We start from the raw sequence: 12,352 nt of genomic DNA on the forward strand, positions 1-12,352 counted from the left end.
GCCCCCGCGCGGGGGGGGGGGGGGTCGGGGCGGCCCGGGGGGGGGCGCGGGGTGGGCGCCCCCCCCCCCCCGGGGCGTTTCCGCACTAATGCGGCCGACCAGCGGAAATCTGCGCGTTCCCGCTGCGGGATGTGATCCGCCCCATAGACTTGACGCAGAAACCCGGCGTTCCAACGAGGGGTCGGATGGGGCCGCAGCCGCAGCACGCGGTGCACCGCACGGTCGTGGTCGTGGACGTGTCCGCGTTCAGCCGGAGGTCCCTCATCCCGCAGGGCGCGATCCGGCGCGGCCTGTACGCGGCGCTGGCGGCGGCGTTCGAGGACTGCGGGCTGGACTGGTCGGCGGCCTACCACGAGGACCGGGGCGACGGCGTGCTGGTGCTCGTGCCGCCCGACGTGCCCAAGAGCCGGGTGGCCGACGGCCTGGTGCACGCCCTGCACGGCGAGCTGCGCCGGTACAACGCCACCCGCACCGAGGACGCGCTGATGCGGCTGCGGATGGCCATCACGGCGGGCGAGGTGCAGCACGACGACGAGGGCGTGGTCGGCGAGGCGGTGACGCTGGCGTTCCGGCTGCTCGACTCCCGGCCGCTGCGCGACGCGCTGGAGCGCTCGACGGGGTTGTTCGCGCTGATCGTGTCCGACCGGTTCTACGCCGACGTGGTGGAACCCGACCCGGCGATGGACCCGGGCTCGTTCCGCCGGGTGGACGTGGAGGTCAAGGAGGTCCGCGGGCACGCCTGGCTGCACCTGCCGAACGCCGCCGCGCCCGAGCCGGCCCCTCCCCCGCCGCCCGCGCCACCCGACCGCGTGCCGCGGCCGAGGCTCCCGAAGCCGCGCCTGGCGCCCCTGCTGCTGGTGCTGCCGCTGCTGGTGGTCGGCGTGACGAACGCGGCGGGCTCCGCGCCCGCCGCCGTGCCGCCCTGCCCGCCCCCGGTCCAGCTGAACGTGCTGGTGTCCGACGAGCTGGAGGAGGTCGTCCGCTCGCTCGCGCTGGCGTTCGAGGACACCACCGGCCCGCACAACGAGCTGCAGTGCAAGGAGCTGAACGCGCTGGTCTTCAGCGGGCCGTCGACCGACCAGCGGGCCGCGCAGGCGCTCGGCCAGGGCTGGGCGACGGGCGACCTGACCGCGGTGGGCCCCGAGCCGCACGTGTGGCTGCCGGACAGCGACGCCGAGGTCCGCGCCGTGGAGGCGCGCCTGCGGGACCGCACCGACGTGCGGCTGCGCCCGCGCGACAGCGTGGCGGTGTCCCCGGTGGTGCTGGGCGCGTCGGAGGAGCTGGCCGGGCGGATCGCGCCGGACGGCGACTTCCGGTGGGACTACTCCGGGCGGCACGCCGAGGTGGACCCGTCCTCGGGGGTCGGGGTGCTGGCCGCGGCGGCCCTGGCGCACGGCAGGCTCGGCGGGCTGGACCTGGACGCGGCGGACGTGCCGCGCAGGCTGCACGAGATCACCCGCGCGTCCACCGCCGACGAGCCGTGCGTGGGCGACGTGACGGTGGTCGGCTCGGAGAAGGCGGTGGCCGACACCGAAGGCTGCCGGGTGCTGTACCCGGCCGACGGCACGTTCCAGCTGAACCACCCGTTCGTGGAGATCGAGCGGCCGGAGCGGCCGCGCAACGAGCGGCGGCAGCGGATCGTGGACCGGTTCCTCGAGTACCTGCGCTCCGACCAGGCCCAGGAGCAGTTCCGGCGGGCGCGGTTCCGGGACGTGGCCTGGAACGTCGGCGCCGACCCCGGGCTGGGCGTGCGCCCGGGGCGGCCGCGCCTGCTGCCGGTCGTGCCGGACGCGACGGCGGTGCGCGCGGCGTGGGAGCGCGCGAGCCGGGCGCGGGTGATCGGCCTGGTCGGCGACGGCTCGGCGGACGCGAACACGTTCCTCCGGCAGGTGGCGCTGCTGGCCGGCCCCGAGGACCGGGTGGTCCCCGACCTGCCGCTGTCGGAGGGCCTGGCCGAGGAGGCCGTCGCGCGCGGCGTGCACGTCGTGGTGCTCGCGGCGCGGACGCCGGTCCCCGCGATCGCGCGGGCCATGTCCGGTCCCGTCCACGTGGTGGCGGTCGGCTTCACGGACGGCGCGTGCGCGCCCTCAACGGCCCTCCACGCCGTCGCGGAGGCCCACGGTGGCACATGCCACCAGATCGTCGACAGGAACGTTCCGGGGCCGTCTCAGCGCCAGGGGGAGGCCCTGGACGACGTGGCCCGCGCGGCGTGGGGAGGGTGACGTGATCCGTGTGCTGGTGCCGCTGCTCGTGCTGCTGGCGGCCTGCGCGACCCCGGTGGTGGACGACGCGGAGGAGGGCGAGGGCCCGATCACCTTCGTGGACGGCCGCGACACCACCGAGGGCCAGCAGGTGCGGGAGCTGGTGCGGCGGTGGAACGCGACCGCCAGCCGGCACGAGGACGTGTCGTTCGTGGAGATGCCGACCACCACCGACGGGCACCGCGCCCAGTTGACCGCCCGCGCCCAGGACCTGGAGGACGCGAGCGGCGGCCCGGACTGCTACGACGTGATGGCCGTGGACGTGGTGTGGACGGCCGCGTTCGGCGCCGCCGGGCACCTCGTCCCGCTCGACCCGGCGGAGTTCGGGGTCGAGCGGATGCTGGGGGAGGCGGTCCGGACGGCGGCCTCGCCCGACGGCGGGCTGTGGGCGGTCCCGTGGCGCAGCGACGCCGGGTTGCTCTACTACCGCAAGGACGTGCTCGACCGCGAAGGGCTGCGGCCGCCGACCACGTGGGAGGAGCTGAGGCGGCAGGCGACCGAGGTCGCGCCCCGGTACGGGCTCAAGGGCTACGTGGCCCAGCTCAGCCGCTACGAGGGCCTGACCGTGAACGCCGCCGAGGCCATCTGGGCGCACGGCGGCGACCTGGAGCACCCGGACTCCGCCGAGGCGAAGGCCGGCGTGCGGGCGTTGGCGGAGGGCATCGAGCAGGGCTGGATCCCGCGCGAGGCGCTCAAGTACGACGAGAACACGTCCCTGAAGGAGTTCCAGTCGGGCGGGGCGCTGTTCCTGCGCAACTGGCCGTTCGCGGGGCCGCGGCTGGCCGGCGGCGAGTCGCGGGTCGCCGACAAGTGGGCCGCGGTGGCGCTGCCCGGCCCGAGCGCGCTGGGCGGCTGGAACCTGGCCGTGTCCCGGTGCTCGGCGAACCAGAAGACCGCCCGCAAGTTCATCGAGTTCGTCACCGGCGAGGCCAACCAGCGCCTGATGGCCCGGCGCGCCGGGTTCGCGCCCACCCTCCGGGCGCTGTACGACGAGCCGGGCCTGGTGTCGCCCGCGCTGCGGGACAGCCTGCTGGACGCCCGGGTCCGGCGCCCGTCGCCGCACTACGACGAGCTGACCAGCGTGATGCAGGAGAGCCTGCACCACGTGCTGGAGCGGCCGGACTCCGTGGACGAGTCCCTGGACCAGCTCGCGGAGGAGCTGTCCAGGGCCGAGCAGGGACGGCGTTAGGCCCGGTCGCGGCCGCGCCGGGCAGGCGCGGCCGTCAAGTCACGGCGCGGCCGACGCCAGGTCAGGTCGTGGCCGCGCGAGCAGGGGCGGCGTCAAGTCGCGGTGTGACCGAGCGGGGCCGGCGCCGGGTCAGGTCGTGGCCGCGCCGAGCTGCGCCGTGCTCTGCTTCGCGGCCCGGTTCCAGTCGATCCAGCCGCGGATCACCAGCACCGCGAAGACGGTGTAGACGGCGGCGCTGAAGTACAGGCCGGACTGGATCTGCAGCGGCACGCCGATCGCGTCCACCACGAGCCACACCAGCCAGAACTCGACCAGGCCGACACCCTGGAGGGTGAACGCGAGCACCGTGCCGACGAAGATCGCCGCGTCCGGCCACGGCGCCCACGAGGCGTTCAACGCGTCCAGCACGAGCGCGAAGCCGACCGTGCCGAGGACGAACGCGACCACCACGGCCACCCGCTCCTTGGCGGTGCCCTTGCGGACGACCACGCCGAACACCGGGTCGCGCCGCCGCGTCCACGCCCACCAGCCGTAGAGGGTGATCAGCGCGATCACCACCTGCCGCGCCGCCGTGCCGCCGAGCTGCGCGGACACGTAGACCACGAACAGCAGCGTGACCGAGACCAGCTGCACGGGCCAGGTCCACAGCGTGCGCTTCTGCGCCAGGTACACCACCACCAGCGCGAAGACCTGCCCGACGAACTCGGCCCAGGAGACCTTCTGGCCGAAGACCGTGAAGCCCTGCTCCACCAAGACGTGCACCGCGTCCTCCATCCCCGACAGGCCGTCCCGGGGCATGGCAAGCCAACGGCACGCGCGCCTCCCATCCGGACTTTCACCGTCGGCCCCGGAGTTCCACCGGGTCAGCCGCCCTGGTGGGCGGGTCGCGGGCTGTCACCGCCGGTTCGGATTTCCACCGAGCCCCGGAGCGCATGTCTCTCATCGCGTCGGAACATCATGGCGCGCCCGCCTGTTCCCGGGGTGATCAACGGCACAGAGGGCAAGAATCGAGAACCCCGCGCACCGGTGGTCACCTCGACTTCAGCCCCGGTACACCGGCGGCCGCTAGCTTGCGCCGAATGCGAATCGTGCTCCTGGCCGCCGCGGTGGCGCCGCTGCTGCTCGCCTCCTCCCCCGGTCCGGCCGAGGTCGTGCCGGTCACCCAGACCCGCGCGTTCGTCGACGACCCCGCCGCGGCCCCGGCCAACGCCGACGCCGACGACCCGGCGATCTGGGTGCACCCGCGCTCGGCCCGGCAGAGCGTCGTGCTGGGCACCCTGAAGGAGGGCGGGCTGGCCGCGTTCGACCTGGCCGGCCGCACCCTGGGCACCTACCCGGCGCCCGCCGCGCCGACGCCGGACGCCAAGCCGGGCCGGTTCAACAACGTGGACGTGCTGAGCCGGGTGCCCGTCGGCGGCCGGACGCGCCACCTGGCGTTCGTCAGCGACCGCGGCCGGGACCGCATCCGGGTGTTCGAGCTGGACGGGCGCGGCGCGGCGGCGGGCGCGGCGGTCGTGCGGGACGTGACCGACCCCGGCGCGCGGCCGGTCTTCTCCTCCTCGGAGGAGGAGGTGGACGACCAGCACACGGCCTACGGGCTCGCGGCCGGGTTCGTCGGCCGCACGCCCGTGGTCGTGACGAACCGGCGCAACGAGACCAGGGTGGCGCTGCTGCGCGTCACGGCCGGGCCGTCCGGCTCGGTCGGCACGTCGGTGGTGGCGACGCTGGACCTGCCCTCGTCGTTCCGGCTGCCCGACGGCACCTCCTGGACGCCGTGCGGCGAGCCGGGTGAGGGCCCGCAGCTGGAGGGCATGGTGGTGGACTCCGAGCACGGCGTGCTGTACGCGGCGCAGGAGGACGTCGGCATCTGGCGCGTGCCGCTGCGGGCCACCGGGTTCGGCACGCCCGTGCTCGTGGACGAGGTGCGGTCGTTCGGGGTGCCGCAGACCTACGACCCGGAGACCGAGGAGTGCGCCGTCTCGGGCGCGGACCCCGGCTTCGGCGGCCGGCACCTGGTGGCCGACGCGGAGGGGCTGACCATCGGCGACGGGTACCTGATCGCGTCCAGCCAGGGCGACTCGCGGTTCGTGGCCTACGAGCGGACCGGCCGCAACCGGTACGCGGGCGAGTTCGTCGTGGACGCGGGCCGGCGCGTGGACTCGGTCGAGCACTCCGACGGCGCGCAGGTCGTCACGGCCGACCTCGGCCCGGCCTACCCGCGGGGCCTGCTGGTCGTGCACGACGGCGAGCGCACCCCGGCCGAGGGCGACCTGCCGACCACCGGCTTCGCCTACGTGAGCTGGGCCGACGTCCTGCGCGCACTCCACTGACCCCCGCGTGTCCTCCCTCCGGAACACGCGTGTCCTACTCCCAGAACGCGTGAGTCCTACGTTCAGAACGCGTGAGTCGAACGCTCAGGACCCGTGAGTCCTACGTTCGGGACCCCTGAATTCAACGCTCGGACAGCGACAGGCCCCCGCCCGGCACCTGCCGGACGGGGGCCCGCCCGCACGAACGGGGTCAGCGGCCTTCGGTGTGCGGCGGGATCGGCATCCCGGCGGGCGGGGTCGGCGGGTCCGCCGGGCCCGAGCGGGCGGCCCGCGCCGCGGCCGTCACGGGCTCCTGCGACCGGCGCGGCGCCGGGGTGATGTGCGCCGACTCCTCCTGGATCCGGTTGAGCCAGCCCTCCCAGCGCTGCTGCATCGGCCGGACCAGGCCGCCGCCGACGCCGATCACGATCACGCCGCCGACCGTGGCCAGCACCGCGATCAGCACCGGCATGGTCACCGCGACGGCGATGCCGAGCTGGTTGAGCGCCGCGATGACGCCCAGCGCGACGATGAAGCCGTACGTGATGCCGCCCAGCACCCGGGTGTACGGCCGCTCGCCCAGCGCGCCGGTGACCAGGCCGCGCACGGCCTTGCCGATCGCGGCGGCCACGAGCACCAGCACGATCGCCACGACGATGCGCGGCAGGTACGCGATCACGTCGTTGAGCAGGGCGCTCACCGCGTTCCCGGTGCCGAACACGCCGAACGCGAGCTGCAACGCGATCAGCAGCACGAAGTAGTAGACGAGCTTGACGATCAGGTTGGACGCGTCGATCGGCGAGCGCGACATCGCCCCGCCCAGGCCGGACCGCTCCACGAGCCGGTCGAACCCGACCCGCTTGAGCAGGAACCCGACGGCCTTCGCCAGGGCCTTGGCGATCAGCCAGCCGATCAGCAGCACGACCAGGAAGCCCAGGAGCTTCGGCACGAACGTGGCGATCATCGCCCACGCCTGCCCGAGTCCATCGGTGATCTGGGAGCCCACGACGGCCCTCCTTCGCTTCTCGCTTGTCGGGATCGTTTCTCAGCCGGCATCACCCGGCAACCTGAAGTGGTGGCACGAAAGGGTGACTGGCGTGGCGGTTCCCGCGCCGGCAGTCCAGAGTGGAATCACCGGTGGGGACCGGGGAGAGGGAAACGCCCGGCGCGAGGTTCTCGCGCCGGGCGTTTTCGCGTGGTGGGGCCGCGGTGTCAGAACCACGCCGCCAGGCCGCGACCGTCCAAATAAGCCTTCACGTGCAGGGCCGACGACGGCGCGCCCACGTCCGGCCGCGGGTCGCCGGGGCACGACGTGCTGCTGCCGGGCAGCACGCCCCGCACCAGGTACCGGTTGACCACGCGGTCGACGCACGCGTTGCCGCTGCCGTACAGGCCGTGCTTGCCCTCGTCCCGCACGGTGACCAGGTTGTGCCGCAGCCGCTCGGCCAGCGCCGGCCCGCTCTCGTACTGCGTCTGGGTGTCTCCCTCGGCCTGCACGATCACCCCGACGGGGTAACCGTCGCGCTTCAGCTCCACCGCCGGCTCGGGCGGGGTGAACCGGCGGAACGCGCACGTGGTCGGCGCCGCCCGCAGCACGCCGAAGCCGTACGGGTAGCGGTCGCGGAAGACCCTCATGTCCTCGTAGTAGGTCTCCAGGTCGGTCGGCCAGTCCACCTCGCACGTGACCGTGTTGAACACGCCGGAGACCAGGTCCTTGTCCGCCTCGCCGGACATCAGCGCGCCCGCCTCGGACGGCTCGCCGGCGCGCAGCTGGGCCACCACCGCGGCCAGGTCGGACCACAGTGGACGGTAACGCGCGCCGACGCCGACGGCCGAGTCGAAGCGGGTCCGGTTCGACTCGCCGACCGGTTTCACCGCGAGGGACGCCGCGACGCCCTCGACGGTGCCCAGCACCTCCGCGGCGGTCGCGCCGAGCGCGAACCGGTCGTGGTGCCGCGCGGCCCACTCCGCCCACGCCTCGACGTTGCGCCGGTACGCCACCGCCTGCTCCATGAACTGCTCGCGCCAGATCCACTCCGGGTGCACGGCCGAGTCGAGCACGCTGCGGTCCAGCCGCGCGGGGAACAGGCTGCCGTACACCGCGCCGAGGTAGGTGCCGTACGAGTAGCCCAGGTAGTTGATCTTCTCCTCGCCCAGCACCGCGCGCACCACGTCGAGGTCCCGGGCGGTGTTCGCGGTGTTGATGAACGGCCGGATGCCGCCGGCGGCGCGGTGGCACGCGTCCTCGGCCGCCTGCGCCTCGGCGGCCCACTTCGGGAACTCCGAGTCGGCCGGCCGGGTGTCGAGCGAGGCCAGCGCGGGCACGGTGCGGCAGGTCAGGGCGGTCGAGCCGCCGACGCCGCGCGGGTCGAACCCGATCAGGTCGTAGACCTGGGCCACCTCGCTGTTGGCCAGGAACGCGGGCATGCCCAGGCCCGAGCCGCCCGGACCGCCGGGGTTGAGCACCAGCACGCCCCGCCTGCGCGCGGCGTCGGCGGCCTTGCGCCGGCTGATCACGAGCGAGATCCGGTCCGCCTGCGGCCGGGCGTAGTCCAGCGGCAGGACCAGTTCGGCGCACTCCAACGCCTGCTTGCACGGCGACCAGGTGAGCGGCTGCGAGTGGAACTCCGCCAGCGGATCGCTGCGCGCCGTCCCGAACGACGGCGTGACCACCGTCGCCAGCACGGTGGCGACCACCAGTCCGACTGACATGTACCTGCGCACGGCACCCTCCCGAACGAGCCGGTCAGAACGCCACCGACGGTAGGACGATCAGCGCGCAGCGTCAGGATGAGTCACTCGTTGGTGTCGGCCTCCGCCGCCCGTGCGATCGTGTGCGGTATGACCAGCTCAACCGCGTTGTCGCGGGCCACCTTGCGGACCCTGCAACGGGCGTCGGGCGACCTGGCCGCCGCGAGCGTGGCCGAGATGGAGGCGCGCCTGCCGTGGTTCCGGCGGATGCCCGCCGACCAGCGGGCCGGGGTGCTGCTGCTGATCCAGAACGGCGTCGCCGGGTTCGTGTCCTGGCTGCACGACCCGCAGCAGGCGATCCGGCTGACCGCCGAGGCGTTCCGCTCCGCGCCCAAGGACATCTCGCGGTGGGTGAGCCTGCGGCAGACCGTGGAGCTGGTGCGGATCGCGCTGGAGCTGTTCGAGGAGCTGCTGCCCAGGCTGGCCGAGAGCGAGGCCGAGCGCGCGTTGCTGACCGAGGGCGTGCTGCGGTACGGCCGGGAGATCGCGTTCTCCGCGGCCACCTCCTACGCCGCGGCGGCCGAGGCGCGCGGCGCGTGGGACGCCCGGCTGGAGGCGCTGGTCGTGGACGGCATCGTGCGTGGCGACGCGGAGGAGTCGCTGCTGTCGCGGGCCACCGCGCTGGGCTGGGACCCGGCGGCGGAGGCGACCGTGCTGGTGGGCAACCCGCCGTCGGACGACCCGCCCGCGGTGGTGTTCGAGGTGCGCAGCCGGGCGGCCCGGATCGGGCGGCCGGTGCTGCTGAGCGTGCAGGGCTCGCGGCTGGTGGTGGTGCTGGGCGGCGAGACGGAGCGGGGCGAGTCGCTGGTCCGGATGTCCGACGCGTTCGGCCCCGGCCCGGTGGTGGCGGGGCCGACCGTGACGAGCCTGGCCGACGCGCACCGCAGCGCCGGCGACGCGCTGTCCGGGTTGCGCGCGGTGGTGGGGTGGCCCGGCGCGCCGCGGCCGGTGCGCTCGCTGGACCTGCTGCCGGAACGGGCGCTGGCGGGCGACCCGGAGGCGGAGTGGCAGCTGGTCGACCGGGTGGCCCGGCCGCTGGAGGAGGCGGGCGGCGCGCTGCTGGAGACCGTGGACACGTTCCTCGAAGTGGGCGGGGTGCTGGAGGCGTGCGCGCGCAAGCTGTTCGTGCACCCGAACACCGTCCGCTACCGGCTCAAGCGGGCCACCGAGCTCACCGGGAGGAACGCCAACGACCCCCGTGACGCCCTGGTGCTGCGGGTCGCGTTGTCCGTGGGGCGGCTCGCCCGCGCCCGCGGGTTGTGGTGACCTCGACCGGGTGTGACGCACGACGCATGTCCGGTTTGGGGGCTCATCGACAACACGCAAGGTCGTTCTACGTTCATCTCCGAGTCACATTTGTAGACACCCTACAACGCTTGGTCTCGGGTTTCGTCCGTGGCGACATCACCGGAAACCGCCGCGACCGTGTTCAGTGAGCGGGTGATCGCGCTCCTCGCCCCCGGACAGGGGTCCCAGACACCCGGCATGCTCACCCCCTGGCTCGACGTCGAGGGTGCCGCCGAGCGCGTCGCCGCGTGGTCCGAGGCGACCGGTCTCGACCTGGCCCGGCTGGGCACCACGGCGGACGCGGACGAGATCAAGGACACCGCCGTCACCCAGCCGCTGGTGGTGGCGCTCGCCCTGCTGGCCTACGAGGAGCTGCGCCGCCGCGTCGAGCTGCCCGCCGACACGATCGTCGGCGGCCACTCCGTCGGCGAGCTGGCCGCCGCCGCCATCGCGGGCGTGCTGAGCACCGACGACGCCGTGGCGCTGGCCGCCGTGCGCGGCGCCGAGATGGCCGCCGCCTGCGCCCTGACGCCGACCGGCATGGCCGCGGTGCTCGGCGGCGACGAGGACGAGGTCCTCGCCCGCCTGGACGAGCTGGGCCTGGTCGGCGCGAACCGCAACGGCGCGGGCCAGATCGTGGCCGCCGGCCCGCTGGAGGCGCTGCAGGCGCTGGTCGAGCAGCCGCCCGCCCGCGCAAAGATCCGCACGCTGAAGGTCGCGGGCGCGTTCCACACCCACTACATGGCCCCCGCCGAGGAGGCGCTGCGCGCCCGTGCCGCCGGGATCGTGGCGAAGGACCCCGGGCTGCCGCTGCTGTCCAACGCCGACGGCGCCGTGGTCTCCGACGGCGACGAGGTGCTGAGCCGACTGATCTCCCAGGTGACCCGCCCCGTGCGGTGGGACGCCTGCCAGGCAACCCTGGCCGGGCGCGCCGTGACCGCGGTGGTGGAGCTGCCGCCGGCGGGCGCGTTGACCGGCCTGGCCAAGCGCGAACTGAAGGGCACACCCACCTTGGGCCTCAAGACCCCCGACCAGCTCGACCAGGTCGTCGAGATGATCACCGCGACAACGGCGGAGGTGGCCGAGTGACCACCTTCTCGGTCCCCACCGGCTCGATCGGCACCCGCATCCTCGGCCTCGGCAGCTACCAGCCCGAGACGATCGTCAGCAACCACGACCTCAGCCTGCGCATGGACACCTCGGACGAGTGGATCCGGGACCGGGTCGGCATCGTCAACCGCCGGATCGCCAAGCCCGACGAGCGGCTGGTGGACATGGCGGTCGAGGCGGGCGCCAAGGCCGTGGCCGACGCCGGGCTGTCGCCGTCGGACATCGGCGCGGTCATCGTGGCCACCTGCACCATGCCGTCCCAGATCCCCAACGCGGCGGCGCAGGTCGCCGACCGGATCGGGATCAAGGCCGCGGCCGCGTTCGACCTGAACGCCGCGTGCGCCGGGTTCTGCTACGCCCTCGGCACGGCCTCCGACCTGGTCCGCGCGGGCACGGCGAAGCACGTGCTGGTGATCGGCGCGGAGAAGCTGACCGACTGGGTCGACGCCGACGACCGGTCCACCGCGATCATCTTCGCGGACGGCGCGGGCGCGGCGGTCGTCGGCGCGGCCGACGAGCCGGGCATCGGCCCGGTGTCGTGGGGCAGCGCGGGCGACCTGGTGGACATGATCCACGTCAAGGACCGCGCGTCGTTCATCTTCCAGGAGGGCCAGTCGGTCTTCCGCTGGGCGACCACCCAGATCGCGCCGATCGCGCTCAAGGCGGTCGAACTGGCCGGCCTGCAGGTGTCCGACGTGGACGTCTTCGTGCCGCACCAGGCGAACCTGCGGATCGTCGAAGCCATCGCCAAGCGCCTGCACGCCAAGGGTGCGCGCGAAGACCTGGTGATCGCTCGTGACATCGTGGACTCCGGCAACACCTCGTCCGCTTCGATCCCGCTCGCGCTGGACCACATGCGCGCGGCGGGAGAGGTGCGCAGCGGTGACGTGGCGCTGCTCGTCGGCTTCGGGGCCGGCCTGTCCTACGCGGGACAGGTCGTCCGGCTGCCGTGACCGCTATTCCAGACTCCGGTGGGACGACCCAGCCGGCGAAGCAAGAAGGAAGGGATTTTCAGTGAGCAACGAGGACATCCAGAAGGGGCTCGCCGAGATCGTCGAGGAGGTCGCCGGTGTCGAGGCGGCCGACGTGACGGCTGACAAGTCCTTTGTGGACGACCTGGACATCGACTCGCTGTCCATGGTGGAGATCGCCGTGCAGGCCGAGGACAAGTTCGGCGTGAAGATCCCGGACGACGAGCTGGCCAACCTCAAGACCGTGGGCGATGCGGTGAACTACATCGCCAGCAACGCATGACCAGTAGCAACGACGTCGTCGTCACCGGGCTGGGTGCCACCACCCCGCTCGGTGGCGATGTCGCCTCCACCTGGGACGCCCTCCTGGCCGGCCGCAGCGGCGTGCGCGCGCGGACGGCCGACTTGGTGGATCCCTTGGACCTGCCGGGGTATATCGGCGCGCCCCACGCGGTCGAGCCCACCGACGGGCTG

At 73.9% G+C, this 12,352-nt stretch carries 11 protein-coding genes and 1 riboswitch; of the genes, 8 read left to right on the forward strand and 3 right to left on the reverse strand.

The annotated features are described in order from the left end of the window. Positions 1-185 precede the first annotated feature (185 nt). Both ACFXGA_RS36945 and ACFXGA_RS36950 read left to right on the forward strand, forming a co-directional pair. Positions 186-2,222 carry a substrate-binding domain-containing protein gene (locus tag ACFXGA_RS36945; RefSeq protein ID WP_378096716.1) on the forward strand — a complete coding sequence of 679 codons (2,037 nt, stop codon included), beginning with the start codon at positions 186-188 and terminating at the stop codon, positions 2,220-2,222. Between the two features lies 1 nt (position 2,223). After that, positions 2,224-3,450 (forward strand): extracellular solute-binding protein, encoded by a 1,227-nt coding sequence (locus tag ACFXGA_RS36950; protein WP_378096719.1) that lies wholly within the window; start codon positions 2,224-2,226, stop codon positions 3,448-3,450. A 129-nt stretch (positions 3,451-3,579) separates the two neighbouring features. On the opposite strand, the gene pnuC is transcribed toward ACFXGA_RS36950, so the two are convergent. Then, positions 3,580-4,212 carry a nicotinamide riboside transporter PnuC gene (gene pnuC, locus ACFXGA_RS36955; protein WP_378096722.1) on the reverse strand — a complete coding sequence of 211 codons (633 nt, stop codon included), beginning with the start codon at positions 4,210-4,212 and terminating at the stop codon, positions 3,580-3,582. 49 nt (positions 4,213-4,261) lie between these two features. After that, positions 4,262-4,385: riboswitch (FMN riboswitch) on the reverse strand. A gap of 144 nt (positions 4,386-4,529) precedes the next feature. Between pnuC and ACFXGA_RS36960 the strand changes: the two genes are divergently transcribed. Next, positions 4,530-5,780 carry a phytase gene (locus ACFXGA_RS36960; RefSeq protein ID WP_378096725.1) on the forward strand — a complete coding sequence of 417 codons (1,251 nt, stop codon included), beginning with the start codon at positions 4,530-4,532 and terminating at the stop codon, positions 5,778-5,780. 190 nt (positions 5,781-5,970) lie between these two features. On the opposite strand, the gene ACFXGA_RS36965 is transcribed toward ACFXGA_RS36960, so the two are convergent. Further along, positions 5,971-6,765: a hypothetical protein gene (locus ACFXGA_RS36965; RefSeq protein WP_378096728.1), complete on the reverse strand. Its 795-nt coding sequence runs from the start codon at positions 6,763-6,765 to the stop codon at positions 5,971-5,973. Between the two features lie 206 nt (positions 6,766-6,971). Next, entirely contained in the window at positions 6,972-8,471 is a 1,500-nt protein-coding gene (locus ACFXGA_RS36970) for an alpha/beta fold hydrolase (RefSeq protein ID WP_378096730.1), read from the reverse strand. Between the two features lie 129 nt (positions 8,472-8,600). Between ACFXGA_RS36970 and ACFXGA_RS36975 the strand changes: the two genes are divergently transcribed. From ACFXGA_RS36975 to ACFXGA_RS36995, 5 genes are all read left to right on the forward strand, one after another. Then, positions 8,601-9,776, forward strand: coding sequence for a PucR family transcriptional regulator (locus tag ACFXGA_RS36975; protein ID WP_378096733.1), 1,176 nt, complete (start codon positions 8,601-8,603; stop codon positions 9,774-9,776). Positions 9,777-9,935: 159 nt separating this feature from the next. Further along, the gene (locus ACFXGA_RS36980) at positions 9,936-10,886 is read left to right on the forward strand and encodes an ACP S-malonyltransferase (RefSeq protein ID WP_378096736.1); all 951 of its coding nucleotides are present in this window, start codon (positions 9,936-9,938) and stop codon (positions 10,884-10,886) included. Then, the gene (locus ACFXGA_RS36985; protein WP_378096739.1) at positions 10,883-11,860 is read left to right on the forward strand and encodes a beta-ketoacyl-ACP synthase III; all 978 of its coding nucleotides are present in this window, start codon (positions 10,883-10,885) and stop codon (positions 11,858-11,860) included. The genes ACFXGA_RS36980 and ACFXGA_RS36985 overlap by 4 nt, the downstream gene beginning before the upstream one ends. Before the next feature lie 61 nt (positions 11,861-11,921). Then, positions 11,922-12,161, forward strand: a complete 240-nt coding sequence (locus ACFXGA_RS36990; protein ID WP_053720023.1) for an acyl carrier protein — start codon at positions 11,922-11,924, stop codon at positions 12,159-12,161. Next, the coding region (locus tag ACFXGA_RS36995; RefSeq protein ID WP_378096742.1) for a beta-ketoacyl synthase N-terminal-like domain-containing protein at positions 12,158-12,352 on the forward strand (195 nt) is incomplete at its 3' end. The genes ACFXGA_RS36990 and ACFXGA_RS36995, both read left to right, overlap by 4 nt.

The organism is Actinosynnema sp. NPDC059335 (assembly GCF_042752395.1).
GTDB lineage: Bacteria > Actinomycetota > Actinomycetes > Mycobacteriales > Pseudonocardiaceae > Actinosynnema.

Bases quoted from the DNA above. Each gene is read 5' to 3' on its own strand.
- ACFXGA_RS36945 (WP_378096716.1), top strand. From the start codon at position 186: ATGGGGCCGCAGCCGCAGCACGCGGTGCACCGCACGGTCGTGGTCGTG.
- ACFXGA_RS36960 (WP_378096725.1), top strand. From the start codon at position 4,530: ATGCGAATCGTGCTCCTGGCCGCCGCGGTGGCGCCGCTGCTGCTCGCC.
- ACFXGA_RS36970 (WP_378096730.1), bottom strand. From the start codon at position 8,471: ATGTCAGTCGGACTGGTGGTCGCCACCGTGCTGGCGACGGTGGTCACG.
- ACFXGA_RS36975 (WP_378096733.1), top strand. From the start codon at position 8,601: ATGACCAGCTCAACCGCGTTGTCGCGGGCCACCTTGCGGACCCTGCAA.